This window comes from Streptomyces sp. NPDC042336 (assembly GCF_055581985.1).
In genome coordinates this window covers 349,856-374,480 of record NZ_JBVJEA010000001.1, presented here as the reverse complement: position 1 = coordinate 374,480, position 24,625 = coordinate 349,856, and the positions used below count along the sequence as shown (strand labels likewise).

Annotated in this window: 20 protein-coding genes; 7 read left to right on the top strand and 13 right to left on the bottom strand. The window is 73.4% G+C overall.

Going from position 1 to position 24,625, the window contains the following annotated elements; all coding sequences use genetic code 11:
* Positions 1-122 precede the first annotated feature (122 nt).
* The 3 genes from ACZ6IM_RS01865 to ACZ6IM_RS01855 are packed head-to-tail and all read right to left on the bottom strand — an operon-like array spanning position 123 to position 3,291.
* On the bottom strand, positions 123-977 hold the full coding sequence (locus ACZ6IM_RS01865) for a sugar phosphate isomerase/epimerase family protein (protein ID WP_469553833.1): 855 nt from the start codon (positions 975-977) through the stop codon (positions 123-125).
* Positions 974-2,143 carry a dihydrodipicolinate synthase family protein gene (locus tag ACZ6IM_RS01860; RefSeq protein WP_469553831.1) on the bottom strand — a complete coding sequence of 390 codons (1,170 nt, stop codon included), beginning with the start codon at positions 2,141-2,143 and terminating at the stop codon, positions 974-976. Before ACZ6IM_RS01860 ends, ACZ6IM_RS01865 begins: the two co-directional genes overlap by 4 nt.
* Positions 2,140-3,291 (bottom strand): Gfo/Idh/MocA family protein, encoded by a 1,152-nt coding sequence (locus tag ACZ6IM_RS01855; protein WP_469553829.1) that lies wholly within the window; start codon positions 3,289-3,291, stop codon positions 2,140-2,142. Before ACZ6IM_RS01855 ends, ACZ6IM_RS01860 begins: the two co-directional genes overlap by 4 nt.
* A 205-nt stretch (positions 3,292-3,496) precedes the next feature.
* Here ACZ6IM_RS01855 and ACZ6IM_RS01850 point away from each other — a divergent pair, with 205 nt between their 5' ends.
* Both ACZ6IM_RS01850 and ACZ6IM_RS01845 read left to right on the top strand, forming a co-directional pair.
* Positions 3,497-4,543: a LacI family DNA-binding transcriptional regulator gene (locus ACZ6IM_RS01850; protein ID WP_469553827.1), complete on the top strand. Its 1,047-nt coding sequence runs from the start codon at positions 3,497-3,499 to the stop codon at positions 4,541-4,543.
* Between the two features lie 169 nt (positions 4,544-4,712).
* Entirely contained in the window at positions 4,713-5,513 is an 801-nt protein-coding gene (locus ACZ6IM_RS01845) for a sugar phosphate isomerase/epimerase family protein (RefSeq protein ID WP_469553825.1), read from the top strand.
* On the opposite strand, the gene ACZ6IM_RS01840 is transcribed toward ACZ6IM_RS01845, so the two are convergent.
* Positions 5,497-6,144, bottom strand: a complete 648-nt coding sequence (locus ACZ6IM_RS01840) for a GNAT family N-acetyltransferase (protein ID WP_052838044.1) — start codon at positions 6,142-6,144, stop codon at positions 5,497-5,499. The genes ACZ6IM_RS01845 and ACZ6IM_RS01840 overlap by 17 nt on opposite strands.
* A complete protein-coding gene (locus tag ACZ6IM_RS01835; protein ID WP_469553823.1) occupies positions 6,141-7,076 on the bottom strand; it encodes an EamA family transporter in 936 nt (311 codons plus the stop codon). Before ACZ6IM_RS01835 ends, ACZ6IM_RS01840 begins: the two co-directional genes overlap by 4 nt.
* A gap of 109 nt (positions 7,077-7,185) precedes the next feature.
* Between ACZ6IM_RS01835 and ACZ6IM_RS01830 the strand changes: the two genes are divergently transcribed.
* The 3 genes from ACZ6IM_RS01830 to ACZ6IM_RS01820 all read left to right on the top strand — a co-directional run bounded on the left by ACZ6IM_RS01830 (position 7,186) and on the right by ACZ6IM_RS01820 (position 10,946).
* Positions 7,186-8,127, top strand: a complete 942-nt coding sequence (locus tag ACZ6IM_RS01830; RefSeq protein ID WP_052838042.1) for a LysR family transcriptional regulator — start codon at positions 7,186-7,188, stop codon at positions 8,125-8,127.
* A 197-nt stretch (positions 8,128-8,324) separates the two neighbouring features.
* Positions 8,325-10,172: a glycoside hydrolase family 3 protein gene (locus ACZ6IM_RS01825; protein WP_469553821.1), complete on the top strand. Its 1,848-nt coding sequence runs from the start codon at positions 8,325-8,327 to the stop codon at positions 10,170-10,172.
* 150 nt (positions 10,173-10,322) lie between these two features.
* Positions 10,323-10,946, top strand: coding sequence for a hypothetical protein (locus ACZ6IM_RS01820; protein WP_469553819.1), 624 nt, complete (start codon positions 10,323-10,325; stop codon positions 10,944-10,946).
* Positions 10,947-10,983: 37 nt separating this feature from the next.
* On the opposite strand, the gene ACZ6IM_RS01815 is transcribed toward ACZ6IM_RS01820, so the two are convergent.
* The 4 genes from ACZ6IM_RS01815 to ACZ6IM_RS01800 form a co-directional block, all read right to left on the bottom strand.
* Complete coding sequence (locus ACZ6IM_RS01815; protein ID WP_052838039.1) at positions 10,984-12,408, bottom strand: S28 family serine protease; 1,425 nt, start codon at positions 12,406-12,408, stop codon at positions 10,984-10,986.
* A 63-nt stretch (positions 12,409-12,471) separates the two neighbouring features.
* Positions 12,472-12,864, bottom strand: coding sequence for a hypothetical protein (locus tag ACZ6IM_RS01810; protein WP_469553817.1), 393 nt, complete (start codon positions 12,862-12,864; stop codon positions 12,472-12,474).
* Positions 12,865-12,948: 84 nt separating this feature from the next.
* Entirely contained in the window at positions 12,949-16,689 is a 3,741-nt protein-coding gene (locus ACZ6IM_RS01805) for an ABC transporter ATP-binding protein (protein ID WP_469553815.1), read from the bottom strand.
* Between the two features lie 100 nt (positions 16,690-16,789).
* Complete coding sequence (locus tag ACZ6IM_RS01800) at positions 16,790-17,788, bottom strand: esterase-like activity of phytase family protein (RefSeq protein WP_469553814.1); 999 nt, start codon at positions 17,786-17,788, stop codon at positions 16,790-16,792.
* 90 nt (positions 17,789-17,878) lie between these two features.
* On the opposite strand from ACZ6IM_RS01800, the gene ACZ6IM_RS01795 reads away from it, so the two are divergent.
* Complete coding sequence (locus ACZ6IM_RS01795) at positions 17,879-18,253, top strand: hypothetical protein (protein ID WP_469553812.1); 375 nt, start codon at positions 17,879-17,881, stop codon at positions 18,251-18,253.
* A 135-nt stretch (positions 18,254-18,388) separates the two neighbouring features.
* Positions 18,389-19,201, top strand: coding sequence for an endonuclease I family protein (locus tag ACZ6IM_RS01790; protein WP_469553810.1), 813 nt, complete (start codon positions 18,389-18,391; stop codon positions 19,199-19,201).
* Here ACZ6IM_RS01790 and ACZ6IM_RS01785 read toward each other — a convergent pair.
* From ACZ6IM_RS01785 to speB, 4 genes are read right to left on the bottom strand one after another with little or no spacing between them, the layout of a single operon-like run.
* Entirely contained in the window at positions 19,164-21,437 is a 2,274-nt protein-coding gene (locus ACZ6IM_RS01785) for a tetratricopeptide repeat protein (protein ID WP_469553808.1), read from the bottom strand. The genes ACZ6IM_RS01790 and ACZ6IM_RS01785 overlap by 38 nt on opposite strands.
* Entirely contained in the window at positions 21,434-21,853 is a 420-nt protein-coding gene (locus ACZ6IM_RS01780) for a hypothetical protein (RefSeq protein ID WP_052838033.1), read from the bottom strand. Before ACZ6IM_RS01780 ends, ACZ6IM_RS01785 begins: the two co-directional genes overlap by 4 nt.
* A 59-nt stretch (positions 21,854-21,912) precedes the next feature.
* On the bottom strand, positions 21,913-23,598 hold the full coding sequence (locus ACZ6IM_RS01775; RefSeq protein ID WP_469553806.1) for a thiamine pyrophosphate-binding protein: 1,686 nt from the start codon (positions 23,596-23,598) through the stop codon (positions 21,913-21,915).
* Complete coding sequence (gene speB, locus ACZ6IM_RS01770) at positions 23,595-24,563, bottom strand: agmatinase (RefSeq protein ID WP_052838031.1); 969 nt, start codon at positions 24,561-24,563, stop codon at positions 23,595-23,597. Before speB ends, ACZ6IM_RS01775 begins: the two co-directional genes overlap by 4 nt.
* Positions 24,564-24,625: the final 62 nt, after the last annotated feature.

Below are 24,625 nucleotides of genomic sequence, written 5' to 3'. Positions count from 1 at the left end.
CCCTCCCGGGTTCCCCTCCCCTTCGGGACTCCGTGGATTTTCCCCCCCCGGGTACCCCCACGGGAGTTCCGATGCCAGGTACGACCCACCGGAGGGCGGAAGGGTTGCACGGGGCGCCGGGATTATTTTCCGGGCGGCGTGTCCCCGGCGTGTGCGGCGAACCGGGCCGCCGTCTCGGCGAGCACCTCCCGTCCGTCGCGCGCCCACAGCCCCTCGTTGAACAGCTCGACCTCGATGGCACCGGTGTACCCCGCCGCCTCGACGTATCCCTTCCACTCCCGCATGTCGATCGCGCCGTCCCCGATCTGACCGCGGCCGTTGAGGACGCCCTCGGGCAGCGGCGTCGTCCAGTCGGCGAGCTGGAAGGTGTGGATGCGGCCGCCCGCGCCGGCCCGGGCGATCTGCTCGGGCGCCCGGTCGTCCCACCAGATGTGGTACGTGTCGACGGTGACGCCGACCTGCTGGGCCGGGAAGCGTTCGGCCAGGTCCAGGGCCTGGGCGAGGGTGGAGACCACGCAGCGGTCCGAGGCGAACATGGGGTGGAGCGGCTCGATGGCGAGGCGTACACCGTGCCGCTCGGCGTACGGGCCCAGCTCCGCCAGCGCGTCGGCGATGCGTTCGCGGGCGGCGCGCAGGTCCTTGTCGCCGGCCGGGAGGCCGCCGGAGACCAGGACGAGGGTGTCGGTGCCGAGGGTGGCGGCCTCGTCGACGGCGCGGCGGTTGTCGGCGAGGGCCTTGGCGCGTTCGCCGGGGTCGACGGCCGTGAGGAAGCCGCCGCGGCACAGGGTGGTGACGGTCAGGCCCGCGTCGCGGACCAGCTTGGCGGCCGCCTCGACGCCGTAGGCCTGCACGGGTTCGCGCCACAGGCCGACGTTGCCGACGCCCAGGTCGCGGCAGGCGGCGGTCAGTTCGGGCAGGGAGAGCTGCTTGACCGTCATCTGGTTGATGCTGCAACGCGTCAGGCCGGGGTCGTTCATCGGTTCACTCCGTACAGCGCGAGCAGGTTCCGCATCCGCTCCTCGGCCAGCTTCGGGTCCGGGAACAGGCCGATCCGGTCGGCGAGTTGGTAGGCGCGGGCCAGGTGCGGCAGGGAACGGGCCGACTGGAGGCCGCCGACCATCGTGAAGTGGCTCTGGTGGCCGGACAGCCAGGCCAGCAGGACCACGCCCGTCTTGTAGTAGCGGGTGGGCGCCTGGAAGAGGTGCCGGGAGAGCGCCACGGTGGGGTCGAGCAGGGCGCGGAAGCCGTCCGTGTCCCCCGTGTCGAGGACGCGGACCGCCTCGGCGGCCAGCGGGCCCAGCGGGTCGAAGATGCCGAGCAGGGCGTGGCTGAAACCCTGGTCGTCGCCCGCGATCAGCTCCGGGTAGTTGAAGTCGTCGCCGGTGTAGCAGCGCACGCCCTGCGGGAGGCGGCGGCGCAGGTCGATCTCGCGCTGGGCGTCCAGGAGGGAGACCTTGATGCCGTCGACCTTGTCGGGGTGGGCGGCGATGACCTCCAGGAAGGTGTCGGTCGCCGCGTCCAGGTCGGAGGTGCCCCAGTAGCCCTCCAGGGCCGGGTCGAACATCGGGCCCAGCCAGTGCAGGATCACCGGTTCGGCGGCCTGGCGGAGGAGGTGGCCGTAGACCTCCAGGTAGTCGTCCGGGCCCTCGGCGGTGGCGGCGAGGGCGCGGGAGGCCATGAGGATGGCCTGGGCGCCCGACTCCTCCACGACGGCGAGCTGTTCCTCGTAGGCCGCGCGGACCTCCGCGAGGGTGGTGCCGGCGGTCGCGGTCAGCTGGTCCGTGCCGACGCCGCAGGCGATGCGGCCGCCGGTCGACTTCGCCTCGGCGGCGGAGCGGCGGATCAGCTCGGCGGCTCCGGCCCAGTCCAGGCCCATGCCGCGCTGGGCGGTGTCCATCGCCTCGGCGACGCCGAGCCCGTGGGACCACAGGTGGCGGCGGAAGGCGAGGGTGGCGTCCCAGTCGACGGCGGCCGGCCCGTCGGGGGTGGTATCCGCGTACGGGTCGGCGACGACGTGCGCGGCCGAGAAGACCGTACGGGAGGTGAAAGCGCTTCCCGCGCCCGGCCGGGCGACGGGCAGGGGTTCGGTGCGCGGTTCGTAGGCGCGCAGGGTGCCGTGCGCGTCGGGGAGGTGGAGGGTCACAGCGCGATCTCCGGTACGTCGAGGCGGCGGCCCTCGGCCGAGGACTTCAGGCCCAGCTCGGCGAGCTGGACGCCGCGGGCGCCGGCCAGCAGGTCCCAGTGGTAGGGGGCGTCGGCGTAGACGTGCTTGAGGAACAGCTCCCACTGGGCCTTGAAGCCGTTGTCGAACTCGCCGTTGTCCGGGACCTCCTGCCACTGGTCGCGGAAGACCTCGGTGGCGGGGATGTCCGGGTTCCAGACCGGCTTCGGGGTGGCCGAGCGGTGCTGGACGCGGCAGTTGCGCAGCCCCGCGACGGCGGAGCCCTCGGTGCCGTCGACCTGGAACTCGACCAGTTCGTCGCGGTTGACGCGGACCGCCCAGGAGGAGTTGATCTGGGCGATCGCGCCGCCGTCGAGTTCGAAGACGCCGTAGGCCGCGTCGTCGGCGGTGGCGTCGTAGGGCTTGCCCTTCTCGTCCCAGCGCTCGGGGATGTGGGTGGCGGTGAGGGCCTGGACGGACTTCACCCGGCCGAACAGCTCGTGCAGGACGTACTCCCAGTGCGGGAACATGTCGACGACGATGCCGCCGCCGTCCTCGCTGCGGTAGTTCCAGGACGGGCGCTGGGCCTCCTGCCAGTCGCCCTCGAAGACCCAGTAGCCGAACTCGCCGCGCACGGACAGGATCCGACCGAAGAAGCCGCCGTCGATGAGGCGCTTCAGCTTGAGCAGGCCGGGGAGGAAGAGCTTGTCCTGGACGACGCCGTGCTTGATGCCGGCCGCGTTCGCCAGGCGGGCCAGTTCCAGGGCGCCGTCGAGGCCGGTGGCCGTCGGCTTCTCGGTGTAGACGTGCTTGCCCGCGGCGATCGCCTTCCTGATCGCCTCCTCGCGGGCCGAGGTCACCTGGGCGTCGAAGTAGATGTCGATGGTGTCGTCGGCGAGGACCGCGTCGAGGTCCGTGGAGACGTTCGCGAGTCCGTGCCGCTCCGCCAGCGCCTTCAGCGCGTGCTCACGGCGGCCGACCAGGACCGGCTCCGGCCACAGCACGGTGCCGTCGCCGAGGTCGAGGCCGCCCTGTTCGCGCAGGGCCAGGATGGAGCGGACGAGGTGCTGGCGGTAGCCCATGCGCCCGGTCACACCGTTCATGGCGATACGCACCGTCTTGCGTGTCACGTCATTCCCTTCGTACGAGCCGTACGGCACGTCGCCCGAGCCACACAGCAAGCGCTTTCTATGTAGAACGAAGCTAGCCTGTGAACGGTGGTCTGGACAAGACCGCGATCGGGGCGAGTTGTTCGAGGGGACGAACGACGGCGGGCGGTGGCCGTAAGGTCACCCGGGACGGCGTTCGGACACGCGCGAGGCGGAGGACGAGGACATGACGGTGACACTGGCGGACGTGGCGGCCCGCGCCCAGGTCTCCCCCGCGACGGTGTCGCGCGTACTGAACGGCAACTACCCGGTGGCCGCCTCCACCCGGGAGCGGGTGCTCAAGGCCGTCGACGAGCTGGACTACGTGCTCAACGGCCCCGCGAGCGCGCTGGCGGCGGCCACGTCCGACCTGGTGGGCATCCTCGTCAACGACATCGCCGACCCCTTCTTCGGCATCATGGCCGGCGCCGTCCAGTCCGAGATCGGCGGGCCGGGCGGCAGAGCGGGCGGCGAGAGACTCGCCGTGGTCTGCAACACCGGCGGCACCCCGGAGCGCGAGCTGACCTACCTCACGCTGCTCCAGCGCCAGCGCGCGGCCGCGGTCGTGCTGACCGGCGGCGCGATGGAGGACGAGGCCCACCAGACGGCCGTGGCGGCGAAGCTGCGCAGGCTCACGGAGGCCGGTACGCGGGTGGTGCTGTGCGGGCGGCCGCCGGCGCCCGGCACCGGGGCGATCGCGCTCACCTTCGACAACCGCGGGGGCGGCCGGGAGCTGACCGAGCACCTGATCGGGCTCGGGCACCGGCGGCTCGGCTACATCGCCGGGCCGGAGGAACGGACCACGACCCGGCACCGGCTGGAGGGCCACCGCACCGCGCTCGCCGCGCACGGCATCGAGGAGGACCCCCGCTGGACGGTCCACGGCCGCTACGACCGGCAGGCCGGGTACGAGGCGACGCTGGAGCTGCTGCGCAGGGACCCGACGCTGACCGCGGTCGTCGCCGCGAACGACACCGTCGCGCTGGGCGCGTGCGCGGCGCTGCGCGACTCGGGGCTGCGGATCCCGGACGACGTGTCCGTGGCCGGCTTCGACGACCTGCCGTTCAGCATCGATGCGGTGCCCGCGCTGACGACGGTGCGGCTGCCGCTGGCGGAGGCGGGGGCGCGGGCGGGGCGGGTCGCGATGGGGCGCGAGGAGGCGCCGGTGGGCGGGATCGCCACGGTGCGGGGGGAGTTGATGGTGCGGGGGTCCTCCGGACGGCCGCGGTCTTGAGACGGACCGTTGGTGACACGGTGGGCCCGCGTCGGTGTGGGCCGCCCTGGGGGCTGCGCCCCCAGACCCCGCTTCGGCCTGGACGGCCTCGTCCTCAAACGCCGGACGGCTAAGAGGCGCTGCCCGCGTCGACAGGTAAAACGCGTGATCGCGGGTACGCTCCGTGGGCATGAAGCTGGCGTTCTCCACCCTCGGTGTTCCCGGACTGCCCCTGAACGACGTGCTGGGGCTCGCTGCCGCGCACGGTTACCACGGCGTCGAGTTGCGCGCCCATCCGGAGGAACCGGTCCACCCGGGCCTGGGCCCGGACGAACGGGCCGCGGTGGCCGCCGAGTTCAAGGCGGCCGGTGTCGAGCCGCTGGGGCTCGCGGGGTACGCGCGGGTCGCCGCGCCCGGTGACGACGACGCCGTGATCGCCGAGATGCGGGGCCTGCTCGACCTCGCCCGGGATCTGGGCGCCCCGTACGTCCGGGTGTTCCCCGGCGGCGGCACCGAGCAGAGCGCGGAGGAGGCCGACGCGGTGGCCGCGCGACGGCTGGGCACGGCCGCCGAGTACGCCGGCGAGCTGGGCGTGCGCATCCTCCTGGAGACCCACGACTCGCACCGCACGGGCGCCGACGCGATGCGCGTCCTCGGACTGGTCGGGCACCGGCAGGTCGGCGCCCTGTGGGACGTGATGCACACCTGGCTGGGCGGCGAGCAGCCCTCCGACACCTACGCGGCGCTCTCCCCGCACCTCGGCTACGTCCAGGTCAAGGACATCGCCTCCGCCGAGGACACCACCCCGCTGCCGCTGGGGACCGGGGTGCTGCCGCTCACCGAGGTGGTGGACGTGCTGTCCCGGCACGGCTGGGACGGCTGGCTGTGCTGGGAGTACGAGAAGCGGTGGTACGAGTCGGCGGCCCCGCTGCCCGAACTGCTGGAGCAGGGGCGCGAGCACCTCGCCCGGCTGCTCACGGACGCGGCGTGAGCGCGGGCGGCGCCGCGGCGGAGCGCACTCTCTCCTCCAGCCGCTCCCGGCACCGCGGCCACTCGTCCGACGTGATCGAGTAGATCGCGGAGTCGCGCAGCCGGCCCTCCTCGCCCGGCGTCCAGGAGCGGGACCAGTTGCGCAGCACGCCCTCGAAGCGGGCGCCGGTCCGCTCGATCGCGGCGCGGGAGCGCTGGTTGCGGGCGTCGGTCTTGAGGTCGACGCGGGACACGTCCCAGACCTCGAAGGCGTGGCGGAACAGGAGCAGCTTGGCCTCGGCGTTCACACCCGTGCCCTGCGCGGACCGGGCCAGCCAGGTGAAGCCGACCTCGACGGCGTCGAGCGCGTCCTCCGTGAGCCAGCAGCGGGGTTCCCAGTAGGCGGTGGTGCCCAGGGCCCGGCCGGTGGCGAGGGACACCTGGGCGTAGGGTGCCAGCCGTCCGGTGGCCGCCCTGGCCAGCTGGGCGTCGATGTAGGCGCCGACCTCGTCGGCTCCCGGGACCCAGGTGAACGCGTAGGTGCCGCGGTCCTCCTCCGCCGCCCTCGCCAGGTCGGCCGCGTGCCGGTGGCCCAGCGGCTCCAGTCGTACCAGCGTGCCTTCGAGGACCGGGGACTTCAGTGTGAACGTCACCGGAGGGATTCTTCAGCCGGGGCGGGGGGCCGTCCAGTGAATTCCGGGGACGTGCGCACGGTGATCCCCGGCATCCGCCTGCGGGCGGTGAGCGTCGTCAGCGCCACCCCGCCCACCAGCAGGGCCGCCGCGCACCAGCGCAGGGGCGTCACCGACTCGCCCAGGAAGAGGGCCGCCGACGACATGCCGAAGACCGGGACCAGGAGGGAGAACGGCGCGACCGTCGAGGCGGGGTGACGGCGCAGCAGCCAGCCCCAGGCGCCGAAGCCGAAGACGGTAGAGACCCAGGCGACGAAGAGGATCGTGCCCGTCCCCTGCCAGTCCAGGGCGCGCAGGGCCGCGAGGTCCTCGGCGGGGCCCTCGGTGAGCAGGGAGAGGGCCAGCAGGGGGAGCACGGGGACGGTGGAGACCCACACCATGAAGTTCAGCGCGTCGGGCGGGGACGCCTTGCGGGTGAGGACGTTGGACACGCCCCAGGCCGCCGCCGCGCCGACGACCATCAGGAACGCGCCCAGCGGTCCCGAGGTGCCCTCGTCCAGCGCCGCCACGCCGATGCCGGCCAGCGCGACCAGCATGCCGAGGGCCTGGACGCGGGAGGGGCGTTCGGCGAGGACCGCGGCGGCGGTCACCGCGGTGAACACCGCCTGGATCTGCAGGACGAGGGACGACAGGCCGGCCGGCATGCCCGCGTCCATGCCCACGAAGACCAGGCCGAACTTGGCCACACCCAGTACCAGTCCCACCGCCACGATCCACTTCCACGCCACCTTCGGGCGGCCCACGAAGAAGACGGCCGGGAGCGCGGCCGCCAGGAAGCGCAGGGCGGAGAAGAGGAGCGGCGGGAAGTGGTCGAGGCCGATCTCGATGACCGTGAAGTTCACGCCCCAGACGGCGGCGACGAGCACGGCGAGGAGGAGGTGGGAAGGTCGCATGCGTCGAGGATCGACCGAAAGGACTGTGTAGCACCAGCGATGATTGCTGCATGGTTGGATGAAGCGTTGCTAACTGTTTCCACTCGCCGTCTCGTTCCCGGGAGCCGCCGTGCTCGACCTCCAGCGTCTGCGCGCCCTGCATGCCGTGTCCGTGCACGGGACCGTCGGGGCGGCCGCCGCCGCGCTCGGTTTCACCCCGTCCGCCGTGTCCCAGCAGATCGCCAAGCTGGAGCGGGAGACCAGGACGGTGCTCCTGGAGCGGGAGGGGCGTGGGGTGCGGCTCACCGACGAGGCCTGGCACCTGGTCGGCGTGGCGGGTGAGTTGCTGGCCCTGGTGGAGCGGGCGGAGACCCGGCTGGAGGAGCGGCGCGGGCTGCCCTCGGGGCGGCTGACCGTCGCCGCGTTCGCGTCCGCGGCGCGCGGGCTGCTGCCGTCGGTGCTGGCCGACCTGGCGGTACGCCATCCGGCCCTCGACGCGCGGCTCACCGAGGTCGACCCGCACCTGTCCGTGGACCTGGTGGCCAAGGGGGCCGTCGATCTGGTGGTGGCGCACGACTGGGACATCGCCCCGCTGCCGGCCCCGGCCGGGGTGGAGCAGGCGGCGATCGGCGAGGACCTGTGCGACCTGCTGGTGCCCGAGGGGCACCGCCTCGCGGGCAGGAGCGCCGTACGGCGGTCGGAGCTGGGCGGGGAGCGGTGGATCTGCCAGCCGCCCGGGCGGGTCTGCCACGACTGGCTGATGCGCACCCTGCGGGGCGCCGGGCACGAGCCGGACGTCGTCCACCAGGCGGACGAGAACCCGACGCTGGTCGCGCTGGTCGCGGCCGGTCTCGGCGTCGCCCTCATCCCCCGGCTGGGACGGGGGCCGCTGCCGCCCGGGGTGGTGGAGGTCCCGCTCGACCCGATGCCGGTACGGCGCCTGTACGCCCTGTGGCGCACGGGCGCGGCCCGCCGCCCGGCCATCGCCGAAACGGTCCGCACCCTGCGCGCCCACTGGCCGGCCGCCTCGGCCCACGGAGTCCCGACACTCCAGGCCGCCGGCCCAGCCTGACCCGCACCGGGCGCGCACCCGGCAGAGCTTCGCGGAGCAGGTGCCTTCCGAGCGCTCGACCGCGCCCGCGGTCTCCCCGGCGGGCGTCCCGCCCTCGCTTCGGGTGACTCCTGTGCGGTCCCTTGACTGGCAGAAACTTCCCGGATATTGGTGACTCCTTGGCAGTTTCCTTCACCAGCCCTCCGGAAGGAGCGCACGTGCACCACAGCAGCACGGCCGGCACGGGAAGCACCGCACAGCCCTCCAGACGTACCGTCCTCACCGCCACCGCGGTCGTCACCGCGGCCCTCGCGGCCGGGGGCGGCACCGCGTACGCCGACGCCCGCAGGCCCGACGACGACAAGCTCCGCGGCCTGATCTCCCGCATGACGCTGGAGGAGAAGGTCGGCCAGCTCTTCGTCATGCGGGTCTACGGCCACTCCGCCACCGACCCCGACCAGGCCGACATCGACGCCAACCTGAAGGAGATCGGCGTCCGCACCGCGGCCGAGCTGGTCGCCAGGTACCGGGTCGGCGGCGTCATCTACTTCGCCTGGGCGCACAACACCCGCGACCCGCACCAGATCGCCGACCTGTCCAACGGCATCCAGAAGGCCTCCCTGGAGCAGCCGCGCGGCCTCCCGGTGCTCATCTCGACCGACCAGGAGCACGGGATAGTGGCTCGCGTGGGCGAGCCCGCCACCCTCTTCCCGGGCGCCATGGCCGTCGGCGCGGGCGGGTCGCGCTCCGACGCCCGCACCCTCGGCCGGATCGCGGGCGCCGAGCTGCACGCCATGGGCATCCGCCAGGACTACGCCCCCGACGCCGACGTCAACGTCAACCCGGCCAACCCCGTGATCGGCGTACGGTCCTTCGGCGCCGACCCGCAGGCCGTGGCGGGGCTGGTGGCCGCCGAGGTGACGGGCTTCCAGCGGTCCGGGGTCGCCGCGTGCGCCAAGCACTTCCCCGGGCACGGCGACACCGCCACCGACAGCCACACCGGCCTCCCGGTGATCACGCACAGCCGCGAGCAGTGGGAGGAGCTGGACGCGCCGCCCTTCCGCGCCGCGATCGAGGCGGGCATCGACGCGATCATGACCGCGCACCTGGTGGTCCCGGCGCTCGACGACTCCGGCGACCCGGCCACCCTCTCGCGTCCCATCCTGACCGGCATCCTGCGCGAGGAGCTGGGCTACGACGGGGTCGTGGTCACCGACTCCCTCGGCATGGAGGGCGTACGCACGAAGTACGGCGACGAGCGGGTGCCGGTGCTGGCGCTGAAGGCCGGGGTCGACCAGCTGCTCAACCCGCCCGACCTGCCGCTCGCCTGGAACGCCGTCCTGACGGCCGTGAAGGACGGCGAGCTGACCGAGGCGCGGCTCGACGAATCGATCCTGCGCGTGCTGCGGCTGAAGGCCAAGCTGGGGCTGTTCCGGGACGCGTACACCAGCCGCCGGGACGTCGACCGGACCGTCGGCACCCGGGCGCACCTGGCCGCGGCCGACCGGATCGCCGAGCGGAGCACCACGCTGCTGGTCAACGAGGGGCAGTTGCTGCCGCTTTCGCGCCGGGAGCACCCCAGGCTGCTGGTCGTGGGCGCCGACCCCGCCTCGCCGTCGGGCACCACCGGGCCGCCCACCGGCGTCCTCGCGGGCGCGCTGACGGAGCTGGGCTTCACGGCCACCGCCCTGTCCACCGGCACCGCGCCGTCGGCCACCGTGATCGACCGCGCCGTCGCGGCGGCCGGGGACGCCGACGCGGTGGTGGTCGCCACGTACAACGTGACCGCGGGCAGCAGCCAGCGCACCCTGGTCACGCGGCTGCTGGAGACCGGGAAGCCGGTCGTCGCGGTCGCCGTCCGCAATCCGTACGACGTCGCCCAGCTGCCCGGCGTCCCCGCCTTCCTCGCCGCCTACTCCTGGACCGACGTGGAGGTGCGGGCGGCGGCCCGGGTGATCGCCGGGCGGGTGCGGCCGCGCGGGAAGCTGCCGGTGCCGGTGGTGCGGGCCAACGATCCGGACACGGTGCTCCTCCCGCTCGGGCACGGGCTGACCTACCGGTCGTAGCCCGGGTCGCGGTCCGGTCGCGGCCGGTCGTAGCGCGGCCCGCCACACGCGCCGGGGGCGCCCCGGCGGCCGCGCCCAAAGCCTCCCGCGCGTCTGGCGTGCGCCCGCTCCGGCGGGCCACGCTGGGCGGGGGAATCCGGGGGGACGGCGATGCGTGAGCGAGGGGCCGCGGGGGTGCACGCCCTGCTGTGTGCCGTGCTGGGTGCCACCCTCCTCACGGGCTGTCACGGCCCGTCAGGAAGCGGCGAGGTGGCGGGCTCCGCGGCGGCCCCGGTACGGCCGTCCGGGTACGGGGCGGTGTTCCTGGCGGTCGGCGAGTGCAGTTCGTTCGGCGCCGTCGCCCCCACCGAGGTGCCCTGCGCCAGCGAGCGGGCGGCGGCCCGGGTGGTGGCCCGGGAGGACGGGCGCGCGAGCAACGGCCCGCCGTGCCCCGCCACCACCGACTTCGTCCTGCACATCAGTGAGCGGCGGCCGTCCGCCGACGAGGACGGCGACGGGGCCGTGCCCCGGGGTTACGCCTGCATGCGCAAGCTGCGACCGCCGCACCCCGGCGATCCGGGCGGCGGGGGCGGCCCGCGCACGATCGTCGGCGACTGCGTCCGCGAGACCGGCGCGGGCAGGGTCCGCGAGGCCGTGTGCGACGGTGAGGGCGGGCGCGGGGTGCGGTTCAAGGTGGTCGACGCGGTCGCCGACCGGGCGGACTGCCCCGCCTCGACGGGTCTGTACGTCCGGCTCGGCGGCGCGCGCCCGGTGGGCTGTGCCCGGCCGCTGTGAGCGGCCGGGCACGGTCACCGCGGTGGACGGGACGCCCTTACGGGCGCAGCGCCGGCTCGCGCTGGACGTCCCGCGCGTCGAGCTTGGCGTCGAACGCCGCCAGCGGCCTGGCCGCCGACGGGTTCTCCTGGACCTTGGCGGGGGCGACGTCCGCCCAGTCCAGGATGCGGGCCGTGGCCAGGGCCTTCTGGTCGGGCACCAGACCGGCCACGTTCGCGCCGTGGTTCATGCCGGGCGCGGTCATGACGTAGGAGTCACGGGCACCGTGGCCGAGTCGGAAGGGCTCGGCACCCCACGGGTCGTTCTCGCCGTACACGAACAGCATCTGACGGGCGTTGTGCTTCACCCAGGTGTCGACGTCCCGCATCGCCCACGGCTCGAACTTCATCGGGATCGAGCGGGGCACGAAGTTGCGCGGCGGCTGGTAGCCGTAGCGGATGTACTTCTTCTCGATGTGCGGGAAGTGGATCGTCGGCGCGCCCAGCTGGGTGCCCGCCTGGTAGTAGTACGGCGTGTAGGTCTCCAGGCCCTGGTCCGTGTAGGCGGAGAAGCCGGAGATCGTGTCGACGGAGTCCCAGATCGCCTCGTCGGTGGCGTTCTCGGCGTCGGCCGGGATGTCCGCGCAGTCGGCGAGGGTGCTGTACTGCCAGAAGCCCCAGACGTAGTCGAGGACGACGGCCTCGTAGGCGCGGTCGAGGCTGCCGATGGTGTCGAAGGTGTAGCCGTTCTCCGCCGCGTACGCCGCGTACTTCTTCTCCAGCGGCGCGCGGCGCACCAGCGCCTCGCGCTGCACGCCGCCCAGCTTCTCGCGGCACTCCTCGGTGCCGACCCGGGCGAAGAAGCGGTCGTAGGCCGAGTCCTCCTTGTTCACCACGTCGTTGGGGGCGACGTAGGCGACGACGCCGTCCATGTCCCGCGGGTAGAAGCGTTCGTAGTAGGTGGCGGTCATGCCGCCCTTGGAGCCGCCGGTGGAGATCCAGTTCTCCGAGTAGACCGGCTTCAGGGCCTCGAAGATGCGGTGCTGGTCGCTGGCGGCCTGCCAGATGTCCAGCTTGGACCAGTCGGCCGGGGCGGGCCGGGACGGCGTGAAGTAGCGGTACTCCATGGAGACCTGGTTGCCGTCCACGATCTGGGTCGGCTCGCGCCGGCTGGGGTTCGTGGAGACGTTGTAGCCGCCGGTGTAGAAGACCGTCGGGCGGTTCACGTCCTTGTGCAGCACGGTGATCCGCTGCTGGAACGTGCCCTTGGACGGGTGCCGGTGGTCCACCGGCTGGGTGTAGTTGAGGACGAAGAAGCGGTAGCCGGGGTACGGCTTCTCCTCGATCAGGCTCATGCCCGGTACGGACAGCAGCCGGTCCTTGATGTCGACGGCCTTCGGCTCGGCGGCGGTGGCCGCCCCCGCCGTGCTGACGGTGCCTATGAGCACCACGAGCGCCAGCAGCCATCTGAGCGCCTTGCGCATGCACCCTCCCTGTGAAACCGATGTCCGCCGGAAGCTATCGGAGCAACTCCCGCGACACCAGAGTCAGCAGAGGATCCAGCCGGAGCTGACCGAGCCACCGGCCACCTTTCCGGTCACCCACACGCAGCGCTTCCCTGCGTGCACGGTCACCGGACCGGCGCGGTAGGCGAACCGGCCCGCGTCCACGACCGCCCGGCCGCCGCGGGCCCGCACGCTCACGGACATCTGCCGCTTGGTGCCCGGCTTCCCGGGGACGGTGACGGCGCAGACGTAGCCACCGCGTTTGTGCACCAGGACGGAGCCGGTGGCGAAGTGGAGGGTGCGCACCTTGCGGCCGGCGCAGCCCGCGGCGGCCTGCGCCTCCTGCGGCATCGCGACGGCGAGCAGCGCGGTGACGCTCAGCACGGCCGTGCCGAGCGCCAGCCGACGGCGGGTTGCGGCACCGGCCCGGCCCACTGGCGGTCCCCCTCCCTCGGGCGATCACTGACGACGTACGGATGTACGGACGCAGGACACGTGTCGCACGGTTGCGCGAACGCGTCAGTGCAGCGCGCCGACCGGCTCCTCGGGTTCGGACGCGCCCACGAAGGTCCGCCACAGCCGCGCGTACCGCCCGTCGAGGGCCAGCAGTTCGTCGTGCGTGCCGTCCTCGGCGACCCGCCCGCCGTCCATGACGACGACCCGGTCCGCGCGGGCGGCCGTGGTCAGCCGGTGCGCGACGACGAGCGTGGTACGGCGTCCCGCGACGCGGTCGGTGGCCCGGTTGACCTGTGCCTCGGTGGCCAGGTCGAGGGCCGCGGTCGCCTCGTCGAGGAGCAGCACGTCCGGGCCGACCAGCTCGGCGCGGGCCAGCGCGATCAGCTGCCGCTGCCCGGCGGAGAGGTTGCGGCCCCGCTCGGCGACCTCGTGGAGGTAGCCGCCGGTGAGCGTGGCGATCATCTCGTGCGCGCCGACCGCCCGCGCCGCCGCCTCCACCTCGGCGTCGGTGGCGTCCGGACGGCCGTAGGCGATGGCGTCCCGGACGGTGCCGGGGAAGAGGTACGCCTCCTGCGGCACGACGCCCAGCCGGTGCCGGTAGGAGGTGAGGTCTAGGGTGCGCAGGTCCCGCCCGTCGACGGTGACCCGGCCCGCGGTCGGGTCGTAGAACCGGGCCACCAGCTTCACCAGGGTCGACTTGCCCGCTCCGGTCTCGCCGACGAAGGCGACGGTCTGCCCGGCCGGGATGCGCAGGTCGATGCCGGTGAGCGCGGTGTCCGCCGCGTCCTCGCCGCCGTAGGAGAAGTGCACGTCCTCGAAGGCGATCTCGCCGCGCAGCGAGGTGACCTCGGACGGCTTGTCGGCGGCCCGGGTCGAGGTCGGCTCGCGCAGCAGTTCCTGGATGCGGCCCAGCGAGACGGACGCCTGCTGGTAGCCGTCGAAGACCTGGGAGAGCTGCTGGACCGGCGCGAAGAACAGGTCGATGTAGAGCAGGTACGCCACCAGCGCGCCGGTCGTCAGCGTGGCGTCGTCGATCCGCCCGCCGCCCACGACCAGCACGGCCGCGGCGGCGGCCGAGGAGAGCAGCTGCACGAACGGGAAGTAGACCGAGATCAGCCACTGTCCGCGGATGCGGGCCTGCCGGTAGCTGTCGCTGCGCTCGGCGAACCGCCGCCCGCCGTCCCGCTCGCGCCGGAAGGCCTGCACGATCCTGAGGCCCGCCACCGACTCCTGGAGGTCGGCGTTGACCGTGGACACCCGCTCGCGGGCGAGTTCGTACGCCTTCACGCTGGCCCGGCGGAAGTAGTACGTGGCGATGATCAGCGGCGGCAGGGTCGCGAAGACGATCAGCGCGAGCTGCACGTCGATCACAAGCAGGGCGACCATGATGCCGAAGAAGGTGACGACCGAGACGAACGCGGTGACGAGTCCGGTCTGCAGGAACGTCGACAGCGCGTCCACGTCCGTCGTCATCCGGGTCATGATCCGGCCGGTCAGCTCGCGCTCGTAGTAGTCGAGGCCGAGCCGCTGGAGCTGGGCGAAGATCTTCAGGCGCAGCGAGTACAGGATCCGCTCGCCGGTCCGGCCGGTCATCCGGATCTCGCCGGTCTGGGCCGCCCACTGGGCGAGTACGGCGACCAGGCCGAGCAACGAGGACGCCCACACCGCGCCGAGGGCGACCTGGGTGACGCCGTCGTCGATGCCGTTGCGGATCAGCACCGGCAGCAGCAGGCCCATGCCCGCGTCGATCGCCACCAGGGCGAGGCTGATCAGCAGCGGCGTACGGAAGCCGCGCAGCAGACGTCGCAGGCCGTAGGACGACTCGGGCCGGACCGCCCGCGCCTCGTCGATGTCCGGGGTGCCGTTCGCCGGGGGCAGCGCGTCGACCTGGGCGAGCAGCTCCGGGGTGGCCGGGGTGCCGGCGAGAGCGGTGTCCTTGGGCGCGCGGTCGCCGGTCCACAGCCGGGGCGTGACCCCGCGCTCGGCGTCGAACTCGGCGTCCAGCTCGTCGCGTACCGACGTGTCCTCCGTCTTCGCGGCGGGGCGTGTGTGGCCGGGCGAGACGCCGCCCAGCTCGTCGGGGTCGGTGAGCAGCCGCCGGTAGAGGGCAGAGCGGGCCTGGAGCTCCTCGTGGGTGCCGAGGTCGGCGAGGCGGCCCCGGTCCAGGACGGCGATGCGGTCGGCGAGGCCGAGGGTGGAGCGGCGGTGGGCGATCAGGAGCGTGGTGCGGCCCCGCATGACCTGCTTCAGCGCCTCGTGGATCTCGTGCTCCACCCTGGCGTCCACGGCGGACGTGGCGTCGTCGAGGACCAGCAGCCGGGGGTCGGTGAGGATCGCCCGGGCGAGCGCGACGCGCTGGCGCTGGCCGCCGGAGAGGGTCAGCCCGTGCTCGCCGACGGTCGTGTCGTAGCCCTCGGGCAGTTCGGTGATGAATCCGTGCGCCTGGGCGGCCCGCGCGGCGGCCTCGATCTCCTCGTCGGTGGCGTCCGGGCGGCCGTAGGCGATGTTGGCGCGGACGGTGTCGGAGAAGAGGAAGGAGTCCTCGGGCACCAGGCCGACGGCGGCCCGCAGCGAGTCGAGGGTCAGCTCGCGCACGTCGTGGCCGCCGACGAGGACGGCGCCGCGCGTCACGTCGTAGAAGCGCGGCAGGAGCAGCGAGACGGTGGACTTGCCGGAGCCCGAGGAGCCGACGACGGCGAGGGTCTCACCGGCGCGGATCTCGAAGGAGAGCCCGTCCAGTACGGTCCGCGGCTCCCCGTCGCCGGTGTCGTAGCCGAAGGCGACGTCGTCGAACTCGACGGTCGCGGGCGCGTCGGCCGGCAGGGTCTTGGTGCCGTCCGCGATGGCCGGCTCGGTGTCGATCAGCTCCAGGACGCGCTCGGTGCCGGCCCGGGCCTGCTGGCCGACGGTGAGCACCATGGCCAGCATCCGCACCGGGCCGACCAACTGGGCGAGGTAGGTGGAGAAGGCGACGAAGGTGCCGAGGGTGATGTGCCCGCGTACGGCCAGCCAGCCGCCGAGGGCGAGCATGGCGACCTGCCCGAGCGCGGGAACGGCCTGGAGGGCCGGGGTGTAGGTGGCGTTCAGCCTGATCGTGCGCAGCCGCCCGGCGAAGAGCCTGCGTCCGACCTCCCGGAGCTTGCCGGTCTCCTGCTCCTCCTGCCCGAAGCCCTTCACCACACGCACGCCGCTCACCGAACCGTCGACCACCCCGGCGACGGCGGCGGCCTGCGCCTGCGCGTACCAGGTGGCCGGGTGCAGCCGGGTGCGGCTGCGGCGGGCGATGAACCACAGCGCGGGGGCGACGGCCAGCGCGACCAGGGTGAGCGGCAGGGACAGCCACGCCATGATCACCAGGGAGATCAGGAAGAGCAGGACGTTCCCGATGGTCATCGGGAGCATGAAGAGCAGGCCCTGGATCAGCTGGAGGTCGCTGGTCGCCCGCCCGATCACCTGTCCCGTGGACAGCTCGTCCTGCCGCCGGCCGTCGAGCCGGGTGATCGTCCCGTACATGTCGGTGCGCAGGTCGTGCTGGACGTCGAGGGCGAGCCGGCCGCCGTAGTAGCGGCGGATGTAGGTCAGGACGTAGACGACGAGCGCGGCGGCGATCAGGAGGCCGGCCCAGACGGCCATGTCCCGGGTCTTGGTGCCGATCACGTCGTCGATGATCACCTTGGTGATCAACGGGACGAAGGCCATGACGGCCATGCCGCCCAGCGAGGCCCCGAGTGCGAGGACGACATCCTTGGGATTCCGCCAGGCGTAGCCCGCCAGTCGTCGCACCCAGCCCCGTTGCGCTTCCACGCCGTGCCCTCCGGTCGGTCGTCCTGCTCACCTGATCTACCGGAAGGCACCAACGCGTGCGAGCGGGGATTTCATCCCGCCGAAACAATCGGCCGGGTGATCAGGCGCGTACGCGGAGCCTGAGGAAGCGGGTGGTCTGTGCGTCGTTCTGGTTGTCGTCGCTGACGATCAGGACCTCCAGGCGGCCCCCGGTACGACCGGTCACGGCCATCCCCTCGAAGTTGTCGAGGAGCGGATTGGGCTGCGGCTGCCTGGCGGTGGCCCCGAGGGAAGGGCAGTCGACGAGGCCGGCGAGGAGCCTCTTGTGCAGCGCGGTGCCGCGGCCGGGCCGGTCGGCCAGCTGGAGGCGGACGGTGTTGCCGACGCCGGCGGTGAAGCCGCGCTCCAGGACGAGGAGGCGGCCGTCGGGGGTCGCGGTGACCTCGGAGACGCCGAGGCCGGGGTCGGTCCGGTAGGTGTACCGGGCGCCCGGCCGGAAGTCGCCGTGCCGCGTCCGCTGCCAGGTCTGGAAGCGGACCAGGTCGGCGGGGTCGCCGTCGAGCGGGTACTCCATCGAGGCGAGCAGGGTCCGGCCGCCGGGGAGCAGCGTGAGCCCCTCGAAGCTTCCGTTGGCCCGGGCCCGCCCCGCGGGGGCCGTACGCAGGTCCTCCGGCACGGGCAGGCGGCCGAGCAGTTCGCCGGTGCGGGAGTAGCGGCGGACGGACGGCTCGGTCTCGGAGGAGACCAGGTAGCCGCCGTCCCGGTCCGCGACCAGTGCCTCGGAGTCGAGCGCGGCGCCCTTCTCGTCGGCGAGTGTGATCACGTCGCGCGGCTTCAGGGTGCGCGCGTCCAGCCGGAAGAGGGACGAGCGGTCGGAGAGGGCGGCCAGAGCGCCGTGCCGGTCCGGGGCGAGGGCCGAGAGGTTGCCGACGTAGGTGCCGTCGTACGCCGTCTTGTCGAGGGCGTCGGTGAAGCCGGTGAGGGAGACGGCGGACGAGCAGGCGTTCGCCGGGTGCCGCTCCGGCGCGGCGGTGGCCGGCCCCGCGGCGGTCAGGCAGCCGGCCGCGGCGAGGCCCGCGGTGAGGGTGGCGAGGGCGGTACGGAAGGTTCTCGAGCGCATGCCGGTCACCCTAGGGCGGTGGGATGGACGGAAGTTGACCGCTTTTCGAAAGCTGGGATGCGGGAGCGCCGGGATGGCAAGTAATGCCTCATGCCAGAGCAGAAGGAAAACGGTCAGAGGCTGGCCGGGCGGCTGTACGCGACGCTGCGGGTGCTGAAGTTCATCGCGGACCCCGGGGGCAGTCCCAAGCCGACCGTGCGGGACGAGTTCAAGGACAAGGACAGTCCGCGGCAACGGATCCAGGCCCTGAAGCTCGACCTCTTCGAGGACCTGGTGACCGCCGTGCAGAAGGGCCGGCACGCCAAGGCGATGGCCGAGGTGTTCGGCGCGATGCCCGCCATGGTGCCGTTGCGGGAGGGCGACTTGGGACACAACCTCGGCGTGCGCGAACTGGCCGAGTTCAACGCGGGCTACCGGGCCCAGCTCGCGGCCCTCAAGGAGGCGCTGCCCCGACTGCTCGGCTGAACCCCGCGCCCGTCGACCGAGCCGGCGCGCGGCCACCGTCACGCAATCGTCACCCTCTGCACACCCCACCTCCTACATGTCCATGTCACGCTCGATCTACCGCACGACTCCACACGCGTAGATCGGACACCCCACATGCTCGCGATACGCACCCTGCGCCGGAAGGCGGTCGTCCTCGCCACGGCCGCCGTCCTGGCCGGACTCGCCACACCCTCCCTCACGGCGAGCCCCGCCACGGCGACCACGACGACGAACACGGACTACGACTCGACGTACTACAAGGACGCCGTCGGCAAGACCGGCACCAGCCTCAAGTCGTCCCTCCACACGATCATCAGCGACCAGACGAAGCTGTCGTACTCGGCGGTCTGGGACGCGTTGAAAGCCACCGACGAGGACCCGGACAACACCGGCAACGTGATCCTGCTCTACTCGGGCGTCTCCCGCAGCAAGTCACTCAACGGCGGCGACACCGGCGACTGGAACCGCGAGCACGTGTGGGCCAAGTCCCACGGCGACTTCGGCACCGCCACCGGTCCGGGCACCGACCTGCACCACCTGCGCCCCTCGGACGTCGGTGTCAACAGCGTGCGGGGCAACAAGGACTTCGACAACGGCGGCAGCGCCGTCAGCGAGGGCGGCGGCAGCCTCACCGACTCCGACTCCTTCGAGCCCCGCGACGCCGTCAAGGGCGACGTGGCCCGCATGATCTTCTACATGGCGGTCCGCTACGAGGGCGGCGACGGCTTCGCCGACCTGGAGGTCAACGGCCGGGTCGACAACGGCAGCAACCCGTACATCGGCAAGCTCTCCGTACTGAAGGCCTGGAACGACGAGGACCCGCCGGACGCCTTCGAGGAACACCGCAACCAGGTCGTCTACGACGACTACCAGCACAACCGCAACCCGTTCATCGACCACCCGGAGTGGGTGGAGTCGATCTGGTAGGCGGTCGGCCCACGGCGTCGTCCGGCTCGGGCGGCATCGCCAGGACCTCGGTGTACCAGGCGCGGGCCGCGACGGTCTCGGGGTGGTCCTCGCCCAGGACCCGGGCCCGCCCGTCGGCCACCTCGCGCGCGGTCCCGGCGGCCCGCTCCCGCTTGCCCTGCGCATACTGGGCGCGGCTGAGCTGGATGAGCACCCCGAGGACCAGGGGGTGGTCGTCCCCGTACCCCGCCCGCTGCCCGGCCAGCACCCGGCGGAAGAGGTCCTCGGCCTCGGCGCCCCGGCCGGAGCGCAGGAGCCCTCGCGCCAGCGCGTCGCGCGCCCAGACCGTCACCAGATGGTCGGGGCCGAGACGGCGTTCGCAGTCCTCCGCCAGTTCCCCGGCCGCCACCGTGTAGCCGTCGAACTCGTCCCGTGCGAGGCGGAGTTCCAGCATCTCGCAGCGGGTCTTGAGGGTGGCGAGATGGTCCTCGCCGAGCGCCTGGCGGCGGCCGTCCAGGACGGTGTCCAGCAGCGTACGCGCCTGCTCCAGGTCGCCCAGGCGGTGCAGTACCCGCTGCAGTTCGTAAGCCGCGTCCAGGGTGCGCGCGTCATGCGGGCCGAGCGTGCGCAGCGCGTCCTGGTGGACCGGCCGCAGCAGGTCGGCGGCTTCGGCGTACCGGCCCAGCCGGAACAGGACGGTGCCCTGCCCCGACCGGGCCTCGATCGTGGCGGGGTGCTCGTCCCCCAGGTGCTCCGCGGCCGTCCTCGCGGCGGTGGAGGCCAGGGCCAGCGCGGCGGTCCAGTCCCCCGCCTCGTACACCAGCCGAGCGACACGGACCGCGATCCCCACGGAGTCCGCCGTCACCAGGCCGTGGCGACCGGACCGGTGCAGCAGGCCCCTCGCGTGCGGTGCCAGGAGGAGCACCTGGGAGCGGGCCCGCGGCGACCCGGCGCCCTCCTGCGGCAGTGCCGCCCGCAGCAGCCGGCCCGCCGCTGCCGCCAGGAGTCCGCGCTCCGCGTCGGGCACGCCCGCGGCGACGCTGTCCAGCAGGACCCCGTGGGCCTTCACACAGCGGTGCCCGTCCGTCTCCACCGTCTCGATCAGCGAATGGTCGAGAAGCGCGCGCAGGGCCGGTTCGACCCGGGGCGCGGCCAGCGGCGGTTCGAGGCGTTCGAGGCCGGCCCCGCCCTGTGCCGCAGGCATGAGCAGGGACAGCGGCACGGGGTCCGCCGCCCAGAAGGACAGCAGCCGCAGCAGCGCCGTGGCCTCCGGCAGGCCGCCCTCCGCCAGGCTGTCCAGCGACAGCTGCCATGTGCGGCCCACGAGGTGGCGGGACGGTCCCCCGCCGGTCGCCGACGCCCCCCGGTCGACCAGGGCCGTCGACTCCTCGGTCAGTTTCCGGTCGTACTCGTCCATGGACCACGACTCCAGCAGTTGGTGGGCCAGATGGGCCCCGGCCAGGGTCAGCGCCAGGGGCAGGCAGCCCAGGCGCCGGGCGACCTTCCGCGCGGCCTCCCGCGTGCCCGCGTCCGGAGCCAGATCGCACAGGACCAGGGTCGCGTCCTCCAGGGGCAGCACCCCGAGCCGGTGACTGCTCGTCGCCGGGGCGCGCCACAGCGGAGAGGTCGCGTGGCGGGTGGTGACCAGCACCGTGCCCGAGGGGCTCGGGCGCAGCCAGGCGCCCTCCTCCAGGACGGCGGGGTCGTCGGCGTTGTCGAGGACCAGCAGCCAGGGTTGAGCCGAGTGGTCCAGGTAGTGCCAGACCAGGTCGGCCGCGGCGCGCCGGCCGCCGGCCGCCGCGGCCAGTTCGCCGGCGGTGGCACCGCGGTCACCGGCGACGGCGAGCATGCCCGCGCGCAGGGAGACGCGTTCGGAGGCGTTGACCCACAGGCCGACGCGGCCGTGGTCCCGTACGGCCTCGTGGAACAGGGCCTGGGCGACGGCCGTCTTGCCGCAGCCGCCCAGGCCGTGCAGGACCTGGATGTCGCCGCCGGGTCCGGCCACGGCGGCCCGCAGACGCGCCATGAGGTCGGTGCGGTCCCGCAGGACGCCGGGAGCGCGACCGACCAGGGGCATGCGGACGGAGTCGGGGGCGGACTCCCGGGGGTCGGCCGGGCCCGTCCACGGCTGTCCGAAGATCGGGGCCGAGCCCGGGGCCCAGTGGTGGACGTGCTCCTCGATGTACTGGTCGCCACCGGTCTGGTAGATCCGGGCGCTGCCGGAGGCACGGCCCTCCATCGGCCGCGGCACGCTCATCGTTCGCTGATGTGCTGGTCGCGGCCGGCCTGGTAGATCCGGGCGCTGCCCGACGCGCGGGCCCGCAGGCGGATGTGCCGGGCGTCCGCTTCCTCCGGCACCGACGGCGCCAACTCGTCCAGGAGGGCGCGCAGTTCGTCGGCGACATCGGGGCGGGCCAGGAGCAGGCGCCGTACGCGTCCCTGCCATTCGGCGGTCAGCTCGGCCTCGGCGTCGTCATCACCGGCCTGGCGCGCGAGGAGCAGCTCCTCGCGGCCCGCTTCCAGCTCCTCGCCGACGCTCTCGGCCCTGGCGGGCTGGACACGGCGCCACAGGGCGACCATGCCGTCCCTCGCCGTTTCCCAGGCGTTCGTGACCATCAGCGTGACGACGGTCGTGCCCGCCGTCCCTGCGAGTGCGGCGATCTCCGGATCCACGGTCCCCCCTACGGCCGGCTCCCGATCCTAGGCTCCCGGGCGGCCTGCGGCACAGGGTTTCAGTCCACGTGCGTCGGCGCGAACATCCGCAGGACGGCCGGGAGTACGACGACCGCCGGGCCCGGCGCGCTCAGGGCCCTCGCGAGGTCCTGCTCCAGCGTTTCGGGGCGAGTGCGCACCCCCGGCACCCCGAACGACTCCGCCAGGGCGACGAAGTCGGGTCCCGGCAGGTCCGTCGCCGTCGGCTGCCCGAAGGCGTCGGTCATGTACTGGCGCAGGATGCCGTAGCCGCCGTCGTCGACGACGAGCCAGGTGACGTTCAGGCCGTACTGGCGGGCGGTGGCCAGCTCGGCGATCGAGTACAGGGCGCCGCCGTCGCCGGAGACGGCCAGCACCGGGTGGGTGGGGTCGGCGGCGGCGGCGCCCAGGGCCGCCGGGAAGGCGTAGCCGAGGCCGCCCGCGCCCTGGGCGGAGTGCATGGTGTTCGGGGCCTTCGGGTCGAAGGCGGACCAGGCCCAGTAGGCCAGGACGGTCATGTCCCAGAAGGAGGGGGCCCGGGGCGGGAGTGCCTTGCGTACGGCGGCCAGGACGTCCTGTTCCAGGGTGAGTCCCTGGGCGGCGATGCGTGCGCGGACCCGGTCCAGCACCTCCCGTACGCGCTCCGGGGCGGCCGGGTCGGTGCGCTCCCCCGCCGTCTCCAGCAGGGCCTGGAGGGCGAGGCGGGCGTCGGCGTGGATGCCGAGGGCCGGGTGGTTGGACTCCAGTTTGCCGAGGTCGGCCTCGATCTGGATCACCCGGCCGCGGGGGGTGAACGTGTGGTGGTTCGAGGAGAGTTCGCCGAGGCCCGAGCCGATCACGAGGAGGACGTCCGCGTCCTGGAGGAAGTCCGTCGTGTGGCGGTCCTCCAGCCAGGACTGGAGGGAGAGGGGGTGCGTCCAGGGGAACGCGCCCTTGCCGCCGAAGGTGGTGACGACGGGGGCGTCGAGCCGCTCGGCCAACTGCCGCAGCTTCTTGGCGGCGTCCGCGCGGACCACTCCCCCGCCCGCGATGATCGCCGGGCGCTCGGCGCGGGTGAGCAGGTCGCCGGCCACGGCCGTGAGTTCGGGGCGCGGGGGCAGTTCCTCGGGGAAGGTGTCGCCGCCGGACACGACCGGGATCGAGGTCTCGGCCAGCAGGACGTCCTGCGGGATCTCCACCCAGACCGGGCCGTGCGGGACGGTCAGCGCCGACGTCCACGCCTGGGCGATCGCGGACGGGATCTGGGACTGGGTGCGGACGGTGTGCACGGACTTGACCACGCCCCGGAAGGAGGCGGCCTGGTCGGGGAGTTCGTGCAGGTAGCCGTGGCGGCCGCCGCCGAGGCCCGCCGCGGGGACCTGGCTGCCGATGGCCAGGACGGGCGCGGAGGCGGCCCGCGCCTCCTGGAGCGCGGCCAGCGAGGTGAGCGCGCCGGGGCCGGTCGACAGCAGCAGCGGGGCCGCCTCGCCGGTGACGCGGCCGTAGGCGTCGGCGGCGAACCCGGCGTTGTTCTCCACCCGCAGGCCGATGTAGCGCAGGCCGGAGCGGCGCAGGGCGTCGAACACCCCGAGGGCGTGCTGGCCGGGCAGGCCGAAGACGGTGGTCGCGCCGAGCGCGGCCAGGGACTCCACGACCAGGTCCCCGCCGGTGCGCCCGCCGGGCGGGTTCAGCGCGGCCTCCGTCTGGGCGGCGGTGGGACGGAGCACCAGGTCGTGGTCGTGGGTCACCGCGAACGGGCCTCGGCGATCTGGCGGGACATGATGGTGGTCAGTTCGTAGGCGGTGTGGGACGCGGCCACCGACGTGATCTCCGCGTGGTCGTAGGCCGGGGCGACCTCGACGACGTCGGCGGAGACCAGGTTGCAGGAGGCCAGGCCGCGCAGGATCTCCAGCAGCTCGCGGGAGGTCATGCCGCCGGCCTCGGGGGTGCCGGTGCCGGGGGCGTGGGCCGGGTCGAGGCAGTCGATGTCGATGGAGATGTACAGCGGGCGGTCCCCGATGCGCTGCCTCAGCTGGTCGGCCACCTCGTCGGCGCCGCGGCGGTAGACGTCGGCCGACGTGACGATGCCGAAGCCCATCTTCTCGTCGTCGGTGAGGTCCTTCTTGCCGTACAGGGGGCCGCGGGTGCCGACGTGGGAGAGCGCGGAGGTGTCGAGGACGCCCTCCTCGACCGCGCGACGGAAGGGGGTGCCGTGCGTGTACTCGGCGCCGAAGTAGGTGTCCCAGGTGTCCAGGTGGGCGTCGAAGTGCAGCAGGGCGACGGGCCCGTGCTTCTTGGCGACCGAGCGGAGCAGCGGGAGGGCGATGGTGTGGTCGCCGCCCAGGGTCATCAGGCGGGCACCGGTGCCGAGGAGGTCGTCGGCGGCGGCCTCGATCGTCTCGACGGCCTCGTGGATGTTGAACGGGTTCACGGCGATGTCGCCGCCGTCCGCGACCTGGGCGAGGGCGAAGGGGGCGGCGTCCTGCGCCGGGTTGTAGGGGCGCAGCAGGCGGGAGGCCTCGCGGATGGCGTTGCCGCCGAAGCGGGCGCCGGGCCGGTAGGAGACGCCCGAGTCGAACGGCACGCCCACGACGGCGACGTCGGCGGCGCCGACCTCGTCCAGGCGCGGGAGCCGGGCGAAGGTCGCGGGCCCGGCGTAGCGCGGGATCCGGGAGGAGTCGACGGGACCGCGGGGCGTCTCGTTGCCGCTCATGCACTGCCTTCCTTCGTGCGCTTCGTCGCGCATGTACTGCTTCTGTCCGACTGTACTGGTGG

Coding starts and splice junctions, on each gene's coding strand:
- ACZ6IM_RS01850 (WP_469553827.1), top strand. CDS start 3,497: ATGACGGTGACACTGGCGGACGTGGCGGCCCGCGCCCAGGTCTCCCCC.
- ACZ6IM_RS01800 (WP_469553814.1), bottom strand. CDS start 17,788: ATGCGCTCGAGAACCTTCCGTACCGCCCTCGCCACCCTCACCGCGGGC.
- ACZ6IM_RS01820 (WP_469553819.1), top strand. CDS start 10,323: ATGCGTGAGCGAGGGGCCGCGGGGGTGCACGCCCTGCTGTGTGCCGTG.
- ACZ6IM_RS01815 (WP_052838039.1), bottom strand. CDS start 12,408: ATGCGCAAGGCGCTCAGATGGCTGCTGGCGCTCGTGGTGCTCATAGGC.
- ACZ6IM_RS01865 (WP_469553833.1), bottom strand. CDS start 977: ATGAACGACCCCGGCCTGACGCGTTGCAGCATCAACCAGATGACGGTC.
- ACZ6IM_RS01795 (WP_469553812.1), top strand. CDS start 17,879: ATGCCAGAGCAGAAGGAAAACGGTCAGAGGCTGGCCGGGCGGCTGTAC.
- ACZ6IM_RS01785 (WP_469553808.1), bottom strand. CDS start 21,437: ATGAGCGTGCCGCGGCCGATGGAGGGCCGTGCCTCCGGCAGCGCCCGG.
- speB (WP_052838031.1), bottom strand. CDS start 24,563: ATGAGCGGCAACGAGACGCCCCGCGGTCCCGTCGACTCCTCCCGGATC.
- ACZ6IM_RS01835 (WP_469553823.1), bottom strand. CDS start 7,076: ATGCGACCTTCCCACCTCCTCCTCGCCGTGCTCGTCGCCGCCGTCTGG.
- ACZ6IM_RS01845 (WP_469553825.1), top strand. CDS start 4,713: ATGAAGCTGGCGTTCTCCACCCTCGGTGTTCCCGGACTGCCCCTGAAC.
- ACZ6IM_RS01790 (WP_469553810.1), top strand. CDS start 18,389: ATGCTCGCGATACGCACCCTGCGCCGGAAGGCGGTCGTCCTCGCCACG.